This is a genomic window from Saccharothrix sp. ALI-22-I, assembly GCF_001984175.1.
Classification (GTDB): Bacteria; Actinomycetota; Actinomycetes; order Mycobacteriales; family Pseudonocardiaceae; genus Actinosynnema.
The window spans coordinates 52,650-67,518 of record NZ_MTQP01000048.1 but is presented as its reverse complement, the minus strand read 5'-3'; the positions used below and the strand labels follow the sequence as shown (position 1 = coordinate 67,518).

The 14,869-nt window shown below is 71.1% G+C and carries 19 protein-coding genes; 7 read left to right on the top strand and 12 right to left on the bottom strand.

Translation table 11 applies throughout. The features are described from left to right. The 5 genes from der to ALI22I_RS09355 form a co-directional block, all read right to left on the bottom strand. On the bottom strand, positions 1-1,407 hold the full coding sequence (gene der, locus ALI22I_RS09370) for a ribosome biogenesis GTPase Der (protein ID WP_077005073.1): 1,407 nt from the start codon (positions 1,405-1,407) through the stop codon (positions 1-3). Next, positions 1,404-2,048 carry a lysophospholipid acyltransferase family protein gene (locus ALI22I_RS09365; protein ID WP_083751598.1) on the bottom strand — a complete coding sequence of 215 codons (645 nt, stop codon included), beginning with the start codon at positions 2,046-2,048 and terminating at the stop codon, positions 1,404-1,406. The genes der and ALI22I_RS09365 overlap by 4 nt, the downstream gene beginning before the upstream one ends. After that, positions 2,045-2,773, bottom strand: coding sequence for a (d)CMP kinase (cmk, locus tag ALI22I_RS09360; protein ID WP_077005071.1), 729 nt, complete (start codon positions 2,771-2,773; stop codon positions 2,045-2,047). The genes ALI22I_RS09365 and cmk overlap by 4 nt, the downstream gene beginning before the upstream one ends. Before the next feature lie 114 nt (positions 2,774-2,887). Continuing rightward, positions 2,888-3,025, bottom strand: coding sequence for a hypothetical protein (locus ALI22I_RS50610; protein ID WP_179118167.1), 138 nt, complete (start codon positions 3,023-3,025; stop codon positions 2,888-2,890). 165 nt (positions 3,026-3,190) lie between these two features. After that, complete coding sequence (locus tag ALI22I_RS09355) at positions 3,191-4,303, bottom strand: DUF1015 family protein (RefSeq protein ID WP_077005070.1); 1,113 nt, start codon at positions 4,301-4,303, stop codon at positions 3,191-3,193. Positions 4,304-4,324: 21 nt separating this feature from the next. Here ALI22I_RS09355 and ALI22I_RS09350 point away from each other — a divergent pair, with 21 nt between their 5' ends. The 5 genes from ALI22I_RS09350 to ALI22I_RS09330 all read left to right on the top strand — a co-directional run bounded on the left by ALI22I_RS09350 (position 4,325) and on the right by ALI22I_RS09330 (position 8,579). After that, a complete protein-coding gene (locus ALI22I_RS09350; protein WP_179118166.1) occupies positions 4,325-4,807 on the top strand; it encodes a cation:proton antiporter regulatory subunit in 483 nt (160 codons plus the stop codon). A gap of 5 nt (positions 4,808-4,812) precedes the next feature. Next, positions 4,813-5,997 (top strand): cation:proton antiporter, encoded by a 1,185-nt coding sequence (locus tag ALI22I_RS09345; RefSeq protein ID WP_077005068.1) that lies wholly within the window; start codon positions 4,813-4,815, stop codon positions 5,995-5,997. Positions 5,998-6,137: 140 nt separating this feature from the next. Next, positions 6,138-7,337: a S8 family serine peptidase gene (locus tag ALI22I_RS09340; RefSeq protein ID WP_077005067.1), complete on the top strand. Its 1,200-nt coding sequence runs from the start codon at positions 6,138-6,140 to the stop codon at positions 7,335-7,337. 35 nt (positions 7,338-7,372) lie between these two features. Further along, positions 7,373-7,600, top strand: coding sequence for a hypothetical protein (locus ALI22I_RS09335; protein WP_077005066.1), 228 nt, complete (start codon positions 7,373-7,375; stop codon positions 7,598-7,600). An 88-nt stretch (positions 7,601-7,688) separates the two neighbouring features. Next, positions 7,689-8,579 (top strand): mechanosensitive ion channel family protein, encoded by an 891-nt coding sequence (locus tag ALI22I_RS09330; protein WP_083751585.1) that lies wholly within the window; start codon positions 7,689-7,691, stop codon positions 8,577-8,579. A gap of 237 nt (positions 8,580-8,816) precedes the next feature. Here ALI22I_RS09330 and ALI22I_RS09325 read toward each other — a convergent pair whose 3' ends face one another. Further along, positions 8,817-9,269: an iron chaperone gene (locus ALI22I_RS09325; protein ID WP_077005065.1), complete on the bottom strand. Its 453-nt coding sequence runs from the start codon at positions 9,267-9,269 to the stop codon at positions 8,817-8,819. Positions 9,270-9,456: 187 nt separating this feature from the next. Further along, a complete protein-coding gene (locus ALI22I_RS09320; RefSeq protein WP_077005064.1) occupies positions 9,457-10,083 on the bottom strand; it encodes a VOC family protein in 627 nt (208 codons plus the stop codon). A 223-nt stretch (positions 10,084-10,306) separates the two neighbouring features. Between ALI22I_RS09320 and ALI22I_RS09315 the strand changes: the two genes are divergently transcribed. Continuing rightward, positions 10,307-10,654 (top strand): helix-turn-helix domain-containing protein, encoded by a 348-nt coding sequence (locus ALI22I_RS09315; RefSeq protein ID WP_077005063.1) that lies wholly within the window; start codon positions 10,307-10,309, stop codon positions 10,652-10,654. 10 nt (positions 10,655-10,664) lie between these two features. Here ALI22I_RS09315 and ALI22I_RS09310 read toward each other — a convergent pair whose 3' ends face one another. The 3 genes from ALI22I_RS09310 to ALI22I_RS09300 all read right to left on the bottom strand — a co-directional run bounded on the left by ALI22I_RS09310 (position 10,665) and on the right by ALI22I_RS09300 (position 12,432). Continuing rightward, complete coding sequence (locus tag ALI22I_RS09310) at positions 10,665-11,255, bottom strand: ClpP family protease (RefSeq protein ID WP_077005062.1); 591 nt, start codon at positions 11,253-11,255, stop codon at positions 10,665-10,667. Continuing rightward, positions 11,252-11,884 (bottom strand): ClpP family protease, encoded by a 633-nt coding sequence (locus ALI22I_RS09305; protein ID WP_077005061.1) that lies wholly within the window; start codon positions 11,882-11,884, stop codon positions 11,252-11,254. Before ALI22I_RS09305 ends, ALI22I_RS09310 begins: the two co-directional genes overlap by 4 nt. Before the next feature lie 197 nt (positions 11,885-12,081). After that, the gene (locus ALI22I_RS09300; protein WP_077005060.1) at positions 12,082-12,432 is read right to left on the bottom strand and encodes a DUF6401 family natural product biosynthesis protein; all 351 of its coding nucleotides are present in this window, start codon (positions 12,430-12,432) and stop codon (positions 12,082-12,084) included. A gap of 50 nt (positions 12,433-12,482) precedes the next feature. Here ALI22I_RS09300 and ALI22I_RS09295 point away from each other — a divergent pair, with 50 nt between their 5' ends. Beyond that, a complete protein-coding gene (locus ALI22I_RS09295) occupies positions 12,483-12,953 on the top strand; it encodes a DUF6319 family protein (protein ID WP_443216911.1) in 471 nt (156 codons plus the stop codon). A 104-nt stretch (positions 12,954-13,057) separates the two neighbouring features. Here ALI22I_RS09295 and ALI22I_RS09290 read toward each other — a convergent pair whose 3' ends face one another. After that, complete coding sequence (locus ALI22I_RS09290; protein ID WP_077005058.1) at positions 13,058-14,011, bottom strand: quinone oxidoreductase family protein; 954 nt, start codon at positions 14,009-14,011, stop codon at positions 13,058-13,060. Positions 14,012-14,015: 4 nt separating this feature from the next. After that, the gene (locus ALI22I_RS09285) at positions 14,016-14,810 is read right to left on the bottom strand and encodes an SDR family NAD(P)-dependent oxidoreductase (RefSeq protein ID WP_274522778.1); all 795 of its coding nucleotides are present in this window, start codon (positions 14,808-14,810) and stop codon (positions 14,016-14,018) included. Positions 14,811-14,869: the final 59 nt, after the last annotated feature.

Here is a 14,869-nt window from a genome sequence, read left to right as displayed (position 1 = left end):
TCACTTCTTCTGGCGCTTCTCCCGCACCCGCACCGAGATGCGCACCGGGCTGCCCGCGAAGTCGAACTCCTCGCGCAGCTTGCGCTCGATGAACCGCCGGTACCCGGCCTCCAGGAAACCGGTCGTGAACAGCACGAACGTCGGCGGACGGGTGCTGGCCTGGGTGGCGAACAGCACCTTCGGCTGCTTACCGCTGCGCACCGGCGGCGGGGTCGCGGCGATCAGGTCGTTCAGCCACGAGTTCAGCCGCCCGGTGGGCACCCGGGTGTCCCAGGATTTCAGCGCGGTCCGCAACGCGGGCGCGAGCTTGCGCACCGAACGCCCGGTCAACGCCGAGACGTTCACGCGCTCCGCCCACGGCACCCGGACCAGGCCCCGCTCCAGCTCACGCACCATCGCGTGGCGCCGGTCCTCGTCCACGAGGTCCCACTTGTTGAACGCCAGCACGCACGCCCGACCAGAGTCCACGACCATGGTCAGCACCCGCAGGTCCTGCTCGCTGATCGGCTCGGACGCGTCCAGCAGCACGATCGCGACCTCGGCGGACTCGATCGCGGCCTTGGTGCGCAGCGACGCGTAGTACTCCGCGCCGGACGCGAAGTTCACCCGCTTGCGCAGGCCGGCCGTGTCGACGAACCGCCACACCTCGTCGTCCAGCTCCACGAGGGAGTCGACCGGGTCGACGGTGGTGCCCGCGACGTCGTGCACGACGGACCGGTTCTCACCGCTGAGGCGGTTGAGCAGGGACGACTTGCCGACGTTCGGCCGGCCGACCAGCGCCACCCGGCGCGGGCCACCGCGAACGGCCTCGAACGTCTCGCGCGGCGTCTCGGGCAGGGCCTTCAGGATCGCGTCGAGCATGTCGCCCGAACCGCGACCGTGCAGGCCGGACACCGGGATCGGCTCGCCGAGGCCCAGCGACCACAGTGACGCGACCTCGGCCACCAGCCGCTCGTCGTCGACCTTGTTGGCCACCAGCAGCACGGGCCGCTTGGACCGGCGCAGCAGCTTCACCGCGGCCTCGTCGTTGGTGGTCGCGCCGACGGTGGCGTCCACCACGAACAGGATCGCGTCGGCGGTGGCCATGGCCAGTTCGGCCTGCGCGGCGACCGCGGCCATCATGCCGACGGCGTCGGGCTCCCAGCCGCCGGTGTCGACCACGGTGAACTTGCGGCCGTTCCACAGCGCGTCGTACGCGACCCGGTCGCGGGTCACGCCGGGCACGTCCTGCACGACCGCCTCACGGCGGCCGATGATGCGGTTGACCAGGGTCGACTTGCCGACGTTGGGCCGGCCGACCACGGCCAGCACGGGCATCGGCGGCGCGCCGCCCTCCTCGCCCTCCACCGTCTCGTCGAACGCGGTCCAGTCGGACTCGTCCGCCCAGGTGCCGTCCAAGTCCGTCATCTTGCTTCTCCTCGCTGGCTGTCGAGCTCGGCCACCAGCGTGGCCAAGCGGTCGCGGACCTGCTCGGTGGCCTTGTCGAGCGCCTGACGACCCTTGTCGGTCGGCAGCTCGAACGGCTCACCCACGAGCACGTCCACCACGGGCCGGAACCGTCGTCCGGTTCCGGCCGGGCGCAGGGTGCCCCGGCACGCGACGGGCACGACGACCGCGCCGGACGAGCGGGCGAGCCACGCCGCGCCCTTCTGGGCCTCGGTCACGTCGCCCGAGCCGCGGGTGCCCTCGGGGAACACGCCGACCACGCCACCGGCCCGCAGCACCTTCTGCGCGGCGAGCAGCGGCGCCCGGTCGGGCTCGCCGCGCCGCACGGCCAGCTGGCCGATCTTGCGCAGCAGCGTGCCCACCACGCCTTTGAACATCTCCTGCTTGATCAAGAACACCACACGCCGGGGCAGGGCGCCGAACAATATCGGCCCGTCCACCATCGAGCTGTGGTTGGCCACGACGACCACGGGGCCTTCCAGCGGCATCCGCTCGGCGCCGTGCACCCGTACGCGGAACGGCGTCCGGAAGGGCCCGCGCGAGATCCATCGGCCGATGTCGTGCAGCCAGGGCGCCGAACCCTCGGGGAGCTGATCGGTCACCCGCACACCCGTCCGCTCGGCTGGGCCAGCAGCCCGTGCTCGTCGACCAGGTCCAGCAGCGCGTCCAGCGTGCCCGGGAGGTCCAGTGCCGTCGTGTCGAGCACCACCGCGTCGTCGGCGGCACGCAGCGGCGACACCGCGCGCGACGAGTCGTAGGCGTCGCGGCGCTGCACGTCGGCGAGCGTCGCGTCCAACGTGGACTCGCGGCCGGACGCGCTGTCCTGCTTGGCGCGGCGTTGGGCGCGGGCCTCGGCGTCGGCGGTGAGGTAGACCTTGAGCGGCGCGTCGGGCACGACGGCGGTGCCGATGTCACGGCCCTCCACCACGATGCCGCCCGCCTCGTCCAGCGCGGTGGCGATGATGCGGCGTTGTCGGTCGACCAGCAGCCGGCGCACCGCGGGCACGGCCGAGACCGGCGACACGGCCAGCGTCACCTCGGGACCGCGGATCTCGGCGCCGACGTCCTCGCCGTCCAGGAAGGTCGTCGACCGCTCCGGGTTCGTGCCCTGGACGACGACCGCCGCACCGGCGACCTCGGCGACCCGCGCCTGGTCGGTGAGGTCGACGCCGGCGCGCAGCACGGCCAGCGTGATGGCGCGGTACATCGCGCCGGTGTCCAGGTAACGCGCGCCGAGCGTGGCCGCGAGTCGGCGTGCTGCGGAGGACTTGCCGGTGCCGGACGGCCCGTCGAGGGCCACCACGCCACGCAGCTCACCGTGTCCCACGGGGTTTTCCTCCTCAACGCGACGACGGTCGTCAACCTCCAATTGTGCCTGGTGCGGCCCGTCACACCCGCATCAGGTGGCTAGTGCCCGCCGCGGTCGAGCAGCGGTTCCTCTTCAGGTGATGCCGGACACGGCCGGTGGGGCGAGGAAGACCACGGCTGCGGCCGCCTCTTCCGGCGTCATCGGGCGGCGCAGCGGTGTGCGCGCCGCCACGTCGGAGACCTGACCGCAGGGTCGCTCGGACTTGTCCACAGGCGCACGGCCGACCCTCGAAATTGTCGGACCCCGCCGGCAAGATCAAAGCAGGGGTCCCCTGGGCGGGTACCCCTGCGAAGCCTTGGACGCGCTCGTCCGGGCCGGTCCGGGGCAGGGCCGGTCCGGGGCGGGGCCGCTCGGGGTTCTGGTGACTCGGACCAGTCAGTCCAGGTCGGCGAGCAGCAGGCCGCTGCGCGGCTTCGGGGTGAAGTAGGTGCTCTTGCGCGGCATCCGGCCACCGGCGGCGTGGACGGCCAGCACGTCGGCCAGCGGCACGGGGGCTATCAGCAGGACTGCGTCCGCCTGCGCGCCGTCGGCCAATGGAACGTCACCGGTCACCGGGCGTACGTGCGGGCTCTCGGGGTCGAGTCCGAGCGCCTTGTCCAACAGCACGGCCTCCACGAACGCGTGGTCCACGCCGGCTGACGGCAGTTCGACGCGAACGGCGGAAGTACCGGCCACCGCGATCAAGATCCCGGGCGACGGACGGGTCGCGACGTCGACCGGGGTGACCGTCAGGCCGACGCCGCGCCACGCGACGGTCAGGTCCGCCAACGACAGGCCGGTGCCGACCACGGCTCGGTGAATCGGTCCGATCCGCACGTCCGGACCGGCTGTGACCAGCGCCAACAGTCCGGACAGCCCGGCCGACGCGGCTACCCGGTGGTTGCCGTCGGCGACCATCAACGGGTGCTCGCCGGCCGCGGCCAACAGGGCGTCCTGGCGTTCACCAGGCCCGACCAGCCACAACCAGTGCCGTCGCCCGCCTGGATCGACCACGGACACGGCGGGCTCGTCGTCCACCTCCGCCACCAGCCGGGTCAGCCGGACCTCGCGTGCGACCGGCACCAGCATCGCCGCGCTGGTCACGCAGCCGAGGCCGGACAGGACGCGGGCGCGCTCGGCGACCACGTCGGGGTAGACGTCCTCGGTGTGCCCGACGGCCGCCGGGTCGACCATGCACAGCAAGCCGTACGCGGTGCCGTCCGGGCCGTCCACGCGGTACGGCGCGACGACGTCCCGCACCTCGCGGTAGGCGTTGCGGCGCAGGTGGGCGAGTTCGGCGCGGGCGTGCGGCAGGGCGTCGAGGAGGCTGGAACCGGCGGCGAGCGCGGTGGGCGTGCGGTGCGGGTGCTGCACGGCGAGCAGCGTGCCGGGACGGGCGCGGGCCAGGGCGGCGACGATCCGCTCCGGTTCGGCGAACTCGTCCACGTCCGGTCCGGGCACGCGGTCGCGGACGACCCAGCCCCGGCTTATCGCCCGTACCCGTCCCATCACGCGATTATGATCGAACGGGTGAACGTCGAGGTGACGCCGCTACCGGGGATCGGCACCCGTCAGGACTTCATGATCCGCGCAGGCCGTCGGATCGGGGTGATCACGCACCGGGACGGCAAGTTCGAGCTGATCGTGTCGAGCCTCGACGACCCCGACGACTGCATGGCGTCGATAGCGCTGACGCCCGCGGAGGCGAGCACCCTCGCCGGGCTGCTCGGCGCGCCCAACCTGGTGGCGCAGTTGCAGGAGCAGCACCGCGACGTCGAGGGCATCTCGACCAAGCAGTTCCCGATCGTGCCCGGTTCCCGGTTCGACGGCCACGCGTTGGCCGAGACCGAGCTGCGCACCCGCACCGGCGCGTCCATCGTGGCCGTCGTGCGCGCCGGCGCGGTGCACCCGTCGCCGCGTCCGGACTTCGTGTTCGCGGGCGGTGACCTGGTCGTCGTGGTCGGCACCGCGGACGGTCTCGCCGCAGCGGCCGAACTGCTGGGCGGTGGCTGAAACCCTTGGAGAGCACCGCAATCGCACTCATCCAATTGGGCGCGGTCTTCTTCGGGCTGGGCCTGCTCGGCAAGATGGCGTGGCGGATCGGCATCTCCCCGATCCCGCTCTACCTGATCGGCGGTCTGGCCTTCGGGCAGGGCGGCCTGGTGCCGTTGCACGGCATCGAGGACTTCACCCACATCTCCAGCGAGATCGGCGTGATCCTGCTGCTGCTCCTGCTCGGCCTGGAGTACTCGGCCGCCGAGTTGGTGACGGGGCTGAAGCGGTCGTGGACGGCCGGTGTGGTGGACATCGTGCTGAACGCGACGCCGGGCGTGATCGCCGCGCTGATCCTGGGCTGGGGCGCGGTCGGTGCGCTGGCGATGGGCGGCGTCACCTACATCTCGTCGTCCGGGATCATCGCGAAGGTGCTCGGCGATCTGGGCCGGCTGGGTAACCGGGAAACGCCGGTGGTGCTGTCCATCCTGGTGTTCGAGGACCTGGCGATGGCGGTCTACCTGCCGATCCTGACCGCCGTGCTGGCGGGCGTGAGCTTCCTCGGCGGGCTGAGCGCGGTGGGCATCTCGCTCGCCGCCATCACCGTGGTGTTGATCATCGCACTCAAATTCGGCCGGTACGTGTCGGCACTGGTGGACAGCCCCGAACCCGAGGTGTTCCTGCTCAAGGTGCTCGGCGCGGCGCTGCTGGTCGCGGGCGTGGCGTCGCAGTTGCAGGTGTCGGCGGCGGTCGGCGCGTTCCTGCTGGGCATCGCGATCTCCGGGTCGACGGCGGAGAACGCCACCCGGATGCTGGAGCCGCTGCGGGACCTGTTCGCGGCGATGTTCTTCGTGGTGTTCGGACTGAACACGGACCCGGCGTCGATCCCGCCGGTGCTGGCGTTGGCGGTGGCGCTGGCCGTGGTCACGACGTTGACGAAGGTCGCGACCGGGTGGTGGGCCGCACGGCGGCAGGGCGTCGGGCGGATGGGCCGGGCGCGGGCGGGCGCGGCGTTGGTGGCGCGGGGCGAGTTCTCCATCGTGATCGCGTCGCTCACGGTGGCGTCCGGCGCGGTGGACGGGCGGTTGGCGGCGCTGGCCACGGCGTACGTGCTGCTGATGGCGGTGCTGGGGCCGGTCGCGGCACGCGTGGTGGAGCCCTTGGCCAGAAAGTTCACCCGAAAGCCTGGTACCGCGCCGGCGGCGGCCTGACCTGTATCTCTGCGCCGATCGGGGCCTCCAGTAGGGCATACGAACCACGCTTGGGCCAGGCCGACTCGTATGGGCGATTGAGTGCAAGCGTGATCCGGCGTTACACCTGACTGCCGTTCCAAACCCCGAAGGGGATCGTCATGTCACAACCAACGGGTGCCGAGACCACCGGCCGCTACCTGGTGCTCCTCGAAGACAAGTCGGTCGCGGCCGGCGCGCGGGAGATGAACCGGGTCGCCGGGATCTCCGCCGCCAGCACCGCGGACAACGCCAGCAGCGAAGAGCTCGCCGCGGCCGATGGCCTGATCTTCCAGGACCTGGGCATCGCGGTGGTCGACGCGACGCCGGACCAGGTCTCGCAGCTGACCCGGGCGGCCGAGGCGCCGGGCCCGATCTCCGTGGTCGAGGCCGAACGGGTCGTGCACGCCATCTCCGCTCCGCCTGAGGCCGGCACCGATCAGGCCGCGGCCCCCGCCGTGGACGAGTCCGTGTTCACCTGGGGACTCCAGGCCGTGGGCGCGAACCTCAGCTCGGCCACCGGCAAGGGCGTGCGCATCGCCGTGCTGGACACCGGTTTCACCGTCGCGCACCCGGACTTCGCGGGCCGCGTCGTGATGACGCAGTCGTTCATCACCGGTGAGACGGTGGACGACGCGCACGGCCACGGCACGCACTGCATCGGCTCCGCCGCCGGCCCGCGCCAGCAGGGCAAGGTCCCCGGCTACGGCGTCGCCTACGAGGCCGAGATCTACGCGGGCAAGGTGCTGTCCAACAAGGGCAGCGGCACCGACAGCGGCATCCTGGCCGGTATCGAGTGGGCCATGGCCAACGGCTGCGCGGTCATCTCGATGTCGCTGGGCGCCGCCGTGCGACCGGGCACGCCGCACTCGCAGATCTTCGAGCAGGCCGCGATGCGCGCGATGGCCAAGGGCACGTTGATCATCGCGGCGGCGGGCAACGAGAGCAACCGGCCGGGCACGATCGCGCCGGTCGGCCACCCGGCCAACTGCCCGTCGATCCTCTCCGTCGGCGCGATCGACGTGCAGCGCGCGATCGCGTTCTTCTCCTGCGGGACGGTGGACACCGTCGGCCAGGTCGACCTCGTCGGGCCGGGCGTGGACATCTACTCCAGCTGGAACAAGGAGGACGGCAGCCTGGGCATGCACAAGCGCATCCAGGGCACCAGCATGGCGACACCGCACGTCGCGGGCGTCGCGGCGCTCGTCGCGGAGAAGTACGGCGCGCGCGGGTGGGAGCTGTGGGCGAGGTTGTCGCAGACTGCTCGTCGGCTGGGCTTGCCTTCCACGGATGTGGGTGCAGGATTGGTGCAAGCTCCCTAGATGCCCTGAGGAGCCGGATCACTGACGGAGGCGCCGTGGACAAGGTCGTGGTCTCGGTAGCCGACGACAACCTGGCCGATCTGCCCACCGTGGTGTCCGCGTTGCGTGACGCCGGGATGGTGGTGGACGACGTGCTGGAGACGCTGGGCATGGTGACCGGGTCGGTCGCTCCGGGGGTGGGCGACCTGCTCGGTGCCGTGCCCGGCGTCTCGCGCGTGGAGGTGGACCGCACCGTGCGGCTGCCACCCGATCCCGGTGTTTGACCTGGTGGTTCGGCCTGGTGTTCGACCCGATCTCCTCGGGTAACCGGTGCGCGAGAGATGAACCGGTCGTCCGAGGAGGTCCAAGACGATGAAAACCCTGCTCGCCGCGCAGACGGTGCAGGCTCAAGGCATCGGTGACGCCACCGGTGACGCCCTGCGCTCCGTGGTGACCTTCCTGCCGAAGCTCGTCGGTTTCCTCGTCGTGCTGCTCATCGGGTGGATCGTCGCCCGGGTGCTGCGTGCGGCGGTGAACAAGGTGCTGGAGCGGGTGCACTTCGACCGCGCCGTGCAGCGCGGTGGCATCAGCGACGCGTTGGCGCGTTCGAAGTTCGACGCCTCGGGGCTGGTCGCGCAGCTCGTGTACTACGCGGTGCTGCTGATCGCGCTCCAGATCGCGTTCGGGCTGTTCGGGACGAACCCGGTGAGCACCCTGCTGACCGAGATCGTGGCCTGGCTGCCGCGGGCGATCGTCGCGATCGTCATCATCGTGGTCGCCGCCGCCATCGCGCGGGCCGTGCGCGACATCGCCACTCGTGCGCTCGGTGGGCTGTCGTACGGTCCGATGCTCGGCAAGGTCGCCTCGTGGTTCATCATCGCGCTCGGCGTGATCGCGGCGCTGAACCAGATCGGTGTCGCCACCGCGGTCACCACGCCGATCCTGATCACCATCCTCGCGACGGTCGGCGGTATCGCGGTCGTCGGTGTCGGCGGTGGCCTGATCAGGCCCATGCAGCAGCGCTGGGAAGGCTGGCTGACGAGGGCGGAGAACGAAGTGCCGCAGGCCAAGGCACAGGCCGCGGCCTACCAGCGCGGTCGTGAGGACGTGCAGCGGACGGCCCAGGTCGCGCCGGCCCCGGCCGCCGAGCAGACGACCCGGATCACCGAGACCCCGGCCCACGCGTCCACCATGCCGACGCCGCCGGTCGGCCGGCCGGTCCAGCCCCACCCCGGCCAGTACCCGCCGGGTGAGCAGCGGTGACCGCATCCGGTGACCGCGGCCGGTAACGGCAGGCGGTAGCCCGGTCGAACGCTCGCGCAGGGGTCCTCGCCAAGGGGACCCCTGCTTTTATTCTGCCGGCGGGGTCCGACAATTTCGGCCTCTCGGTCCGCCGGGAGGCTCGACTGGTCGGGCCTGGCGGTGCCTGGCAGTGTGACGGGATGTCGGGGAGCGCGTCTCCCGCACAGTGGATGAGGGTGACCTGGGCGGGGACGGGGCTCAGCTCACCGCCTGCCGCACGAGGGCGGCGATGCGCGCCTCCACTTCGGCCGTCACCTCGGTCAGGGCGAAGCTGGTCGCCCACATCGCGCCCTCGTCCAGCTTCGCCTGGTCGCTGAACCCGAGCGTCGCGTAGCGCGCCTTGAACTTCTCCGCGCTCTGGAAGAAGCAGACGACTTTGCCGTCCAGCGCGTAGGCGGGCATCCCGTACCAGAGTTTCGGCGCGAGCATCGGGGCATTGGCTGTGACGACGGCGTGGACGCGCTCGGCCATGATCCGGTCGGAGTCGGACATCTCAGCGATCTTCGCGAGTAGGTCCCGTTCCGCCTCCGCCGCCTTGTCCGCGCGCGAACCGCGGCGCGCTTCCTTCTTCGCATCCTGGGCGTGGTCCTTCATCGCGGCCCGCTCCTCGGCCGTGAATCCTTCGTACGTGCTGGTCTTGGTGCGGCTCATCGTGAATTCTCCTCAAGGAACGCGGTGTGCCGGATTTCATCCCGACCTACCACGCTGACCAGGTGTTTTTCGGTGACTGGAAGTGTGATGACGTCAACGTCAGGTCGACGGTCGGCGGGCGGGTCGGCTGGGGACTCGGCGCTGTCCCGGGTGAGTGCGGCGACCATGCCGAGCAGGTGGTGGCACATCAGAGCGTGGCCGCCATGGAGGTGGGCTCCCAGGTGAACCCGTCCGGGTCGGTGAAAGGCTCGACAGCGCCGCCGACCGCGATCCGGTGCGATCCGGTGCCGTCGGGGGAGACGCCGGCGTCTTTGGCGAGGGCACGGCGCCGGTACAGCGCCAGCTTGACGGAGCTCGACCCGGTGGTGAACTCGACGTACATGCGGCCGAAGCTCTTGGCCACGGTGAGGCCCCGGTCGAGGTAGAACCGCTTGCTCGCGGCCACATCCGAGACTCCGAGCAGGAGCACGATGCTGTCGATCCGCCGGGTGGCGGGGCCGGTGTTCTTCTTCGCCGAGGTCACGACCTTCCAGATCGTTCCGTCCGGGGCCTGGACGACCCCGCCGTAGCCCCACAGCGATTTCGCGACGGGCTTGAGCACCGTGGCCCCCGCGTCGAGGGCGGCGTCGATCAGGGCGTCGACATCGGACGGCTGGGACACCGTCAGTGACAGGGTGAACCCGCGAAAGCCGGTGGTCGGTTCCTGCGAAGCCCGCAGGTGCAGTTGGGCGTCCAACCCGAAGGCGGCGGTGTAGAAGCGTTCGGCGGCCGCGGGGTCGGCCACCTCAAGGGTGATGGTGTCGGCTGAGGTCATGGCAGCAACGCTAGGCGGGCCCCGATGACCGGTGCTTCTTGATTCCTGACCGGTCTCGAAACGGTGCCACGCACGGACTCCGCGAACCGCAAGCAGTCCGCGCCCGATCGGCCCTCAGCGCCGAGTCCGCCTGCTCTCCGGGTGGACGTTGCCCTGCGGGCAGCGGTTCCGCCGGGAGCGGAACCGCTGCCTCCGGGTGCGGGACGTGGGCCAGGATGACGGTATGGCGGACATCCTTCCCTTCCACCAGAAGCGCATCCGCACGCCGGATCGCGAGCCGGGACCGCTGTGGCGTGTGGTGCTGGGCCGGAGTCTGCGGGCGGCCAGGGAGGAGCGGGGCAGTCGTCTTGTCGACATCGCGGAGCGGGCCGGTATCTCGCCGCAGTACCTGTCTGAGATCGAACGCGGTCGCAAGGAACCCTCCAGCGAGATGATCGCCGCGGTCACCGGTGCGCTCGGTGTCGATCTGGTCGACCTGCTCGCCGACATCGCGAGCGACGTCCGGCGGCGGCGCGGCGCGGGTCCCGCGGTCGGGCGCCGTCCGACGGGACCCGTGCTCATGGCCGCCTGAGGCCGCGGTCTCAGATCCGGTGTTCGAGGACGTGGTCGGCGAGCCCGTAGCCGACGGCGTCCACCGCGTCGAACACGCGGTCCCGGTCGGTGTCGTGCCGCAGGTCCGCGACATCGCGACCGGTGTGTGCCGAGAGGATCTCCTCCAGTTGGGCGCGCACACGAACTACCTCGTCGGCCTGGAGGATGAGGTCCGGGATGGCGCCGCGGCCCTGCGCCGCGGGCTGGTGCAGCACCACCCGGGTGTGGGGCAGCACGAAGCGGTGCCCGGCCTCGCCGGCGGCCAACAGCACCGCACCGGCCGCGACCGCCTGGCCGACGCACGTCGTCGCCACCGGCGCTTTGATGTAGCGCATGGTGTCGTACAGCGCGAGCATCGCGGACGGGTCGCCGCCTTCGTTGTTGATGTACAGGTTGATCTCGCGTTCCGGGTTGTCCGCCTCCAGGTACAGCAACTGGGCGATCAGCGCGTTGGCCACACCGGAGTCGATCGCGGTGCCGAGGTAGATGATCCGCTCGGACAGCAGGTGCGAGTAGACATCCATGATCCGCTCGCCGCTCAGGCTGCGGGTGATGACGTTGGGGATGGTGTACGTGCTCATGCGCGGGCTCCCGTCGTCGGACCGAGGCCGAGGCCGAGTTCGTGCGTGCGCACCGGCACGACCTGGCCGAGGCTGTCGACGATGTGGTCGATGAAGCCGTAATCGAGTGCTTGCCCGGTGGTGAACCAGCGGTCGTGCAAGGAGTCGGCGAAGATCCGGTCGATCGGCTGGCCGGTGTCCTCCGCGATGATCCCGAGCACCGTGTCCCGGGTGTGCCGCAGGTCGTCCGCCTGCACCTGCACCTCGACCGCCGATCCGCCGATCCCCGCCGATCCCTGGTGCATCAGGATGCGGGCGTGGGGAAGGGCGAAGCGTTTGCCCGGTGTGCCCGCGGACAGCAGGAACTGCCCCGCACTGCACGCCAGTCCCAGCGCGAACGTGGCCACGTCGCACGGCACGAGCCGCATCACGTCGCGGATGGCCAGCATCGCGGGGACCGAGCCGCCCGGCGAGTGGATCCACAACGCGATGTCCTTCCCCGGATCGTCGGCGGCGAGGGAAAGCAGTTGGGTGGCGAGCACTGTCCCGTTGTCGTCGTCGAGCGGGCCGTCGAGGACCAGTACTCGTTGGCTGAAGAACCGTTCTCGAAGTCGGTGGTCGAACAGCGACTGCTTCTCGTTGTCGGTCATGCTCCGACAATGCCGACGCCCCGGTGCGATCCGCCGGTCTCGCTGCTGTGGGCAGATCAGCTCTCAGCAGGCCGGAACCTCACCCGGCCCCGACAACTCGCAGACCGCTTGGAGGCATACACCACCACGGACTCGACAACGCCCTGATCAGCGCCGGGCGTGACCGCCAGGGCCAGACGCGGGCAGAGCGGCGGTTCCTAGGCCTCCAGGGCGGGCTGGTCGTGGCGGGCCAGGTGGCAGACGGCGGCGAGTCTCAGGGTCAGCCAGTCCGCGTTCGACCAGTCCACGATCGCCGGCAGCCGCCAGCCCTGGGCCGCTGCCTCGTCCAGCACGCCCTTGGCGTAGCCGGCGAGCAGGACCACGCCCGCCACCGCCGCCGCCGCGGGCACGCCGAAGGCGAGGATGTCGCGCACCGCGGCACCGTGCTGGTCGACGGCGGCCAGCACGCCGGGCGCCAACACGCCCGGCGCCAAGACCGCCGCGATACCGAGTTCGTCGCTCAACCGGTCCAAGAACCGGCGAGCGGAGAAGTCCCTCCAACCGCTCACAAGCTCGACACCCTACGCTGTGCGAGGCAATCGACCCCACCATCGAACACGTGTTCTATGATCACGCCCGGGTCGAGCCGGATGCGCAGAGAGGAAACGAGAACGTGCAGGCGGACACGCTCGTGGAACAGGAAGACAAGGTGGACGCCGAGGCGCCCGCCGCACCCGTGCAGCAGGAGGTCGCACCCGTGCCGCAGGAAGAGTCCGAGGCCAAGCCCGCGACGAAGCGGCCGAAGTCGACGGCCAAGAAGACCCGCACGGTCGAGCTGACGCTCACCGTCACCGGGACCGCCGACGGCGAGTGGCAGGCCGATCTGGTGCACGGCACCAAGCGGGTCGTGCAGGGTCTCGTCATCTCGGCCGCGGCGGTGTCGCGGGCGGCCAAGGAACTGCACGACGACATCGCCGGCGGCATCGACGAGGTCATCGAGGCGGCCCGCAGCCAGCACCGCACGCGGATGGAGGAGCTGGAGGCCGAGCTCGCGAAGGTCAAGGCCGCACTGGCCGAGTTGAGCGACTGAGCGAGGCGAACATCCGGGACGGGGGCCGCCCGCTGGCGAGTGGCCCCCGGTCCGCGATCGCGTCGACGTGACGCTGTCGACGTGACGCTGTCTGGGTGACGCTGTCAGCGTGACGGGTCCAGCACCAGCTTGCCGGTGGTGCGGCGGGCCCGCAGGTCCTCGTGCGCCCGGCGCACCTCGGACAGCCCGTACTCGCCGCCCGGCACGGCACGCAGCTCACCGGCCAGGACCAGGTCGAACAGCTCGCCCATGGCCCGGTGCACGACGCGACCGGGCAGCTTGAACGCGTGCGGCAGCCACATGCCCGCGATGGCCGTCGAGTGCACCAGCAGGCGGCCCGGGTCGACCGGGGTCGGCTTCTCCCGGCTGGCCATGCCGTAGAACGCGAGTCGCCCGAACGGCGCGAGTGCGGCCACGCTCTGGTCGGTCACGGCGCCGCCGGTCATGTCCAGCACGACGTCGACCCGCCGTCCGCCGTTGGCCTCGCGCAGCACGTCGGTCATGTTCTCCGCGGTCGAGTCGACCGCGACGTCCGCGCCCAGGTCCAGCGCCAGCTTGCGCTTGTCCTCGGTGCTCGCGGTGGCGATGACGCGCCCCGCGCCCCACTTCTTGGCCAGCTGCACGGCCAGCGACCCGACCCCGCCCGCGGCGGCGTGCACGACGACGGTCTCACCGGGCTCCATGTGGGCGCTGCGGCGCAGCAGCAGCCACGCGGTCGTGCCCTGCACGACCATGCTCAACGCGGTGAGGTCGTCCACGCCTTCGGGCACGTCGAACGTGGTCGCCTCGGGCACCACGGCCTTCTGCGCGTACCCGCCGTGGTTGGTCAGGCCGACCACGCGGCGGTCGCCCGCCATACCGACGACCTCGCCGCCTGGCACCATCGGCAGTTGCATCTTGGCCAGGTACGAATTCTCCGCCTGGTGGGTGTCGGCGTAGTTCAGGCCCGCGCGGCTGACGTCGACGAGCAGTTCGCCGGGACCCGCGACGGGGTCGGGGATCTCGACCTCGTTGAGGACTTCCGGTCCGCCGAACTCGGTGATCTGGATGGCGCGCACGGTGTCAGTTCTCCTTGGTGGTCAGCGGGGTGAGGTCGAGGTTGACGCGCTCGCCGTCGGCGGTGCGCGGGCCGGGAGGGTTGGGGAAGGTGAACGGCGCGCTGGGACGTCCGGCCTGCACGAACCAGCACTCACCGGGCTTGCCGTCGCGCAGCACGGCGACGAACGCGTCGACCACGTCGTCCACGCTCATCACCGGCATGCCGGAGGAGACGAGGGCGTCTTTGAAGCTGGAGATGATCGCGGTGTCGGCGAACGCCGGGCAGACGGCGTTGACGGTGATGTTGTCGGCGGCGAACACCGGGCCCAGGCCGCGGACGAGCCCGACGACGGCGGCCTTGTTCGCGCCGTACAGGGGGTCCATGGGCATCGCCATCAGGCCGGCCATGCTGGCGGTGGCGACGATGTGCCCGCCGCCGCGCTTCTTCAGCTCGGCCGACGCCGCGTGCACGCCGTACACCACGCCGTCGAGGTTGATGCCCATGACGGTGCGGTACCGCTCGGGGTCGAAATCGTCGCCGAGGCCGAACCCGGTGCCGATGCCCGCGTTCAGCACCGCGATGTCGAGGCCGCCGAACCGCTCCACGGCCGCCGCCACCGCCGCTTCGCTGTGCAGGGGGTCGCGGACGTCGCAGTGCACGAACAGGCCGTCCACCTCGTCGGCCACGGCTTGGCCCCGTTCGTCGTCCACGTCGGCGACGACGACGGACGCACCGGCGGCGGCCAGTCTGCGCGCCACCCCCGCTCCGATGCCGTTCGCGGCCCCGGTGACCAGTGCGACCTTGCCCGAGAACTCCACCGTGCCTCCTCTGGCTGACATTCCGACCAGTCGGTATGGTTCCCCTGACTGACCCTGGC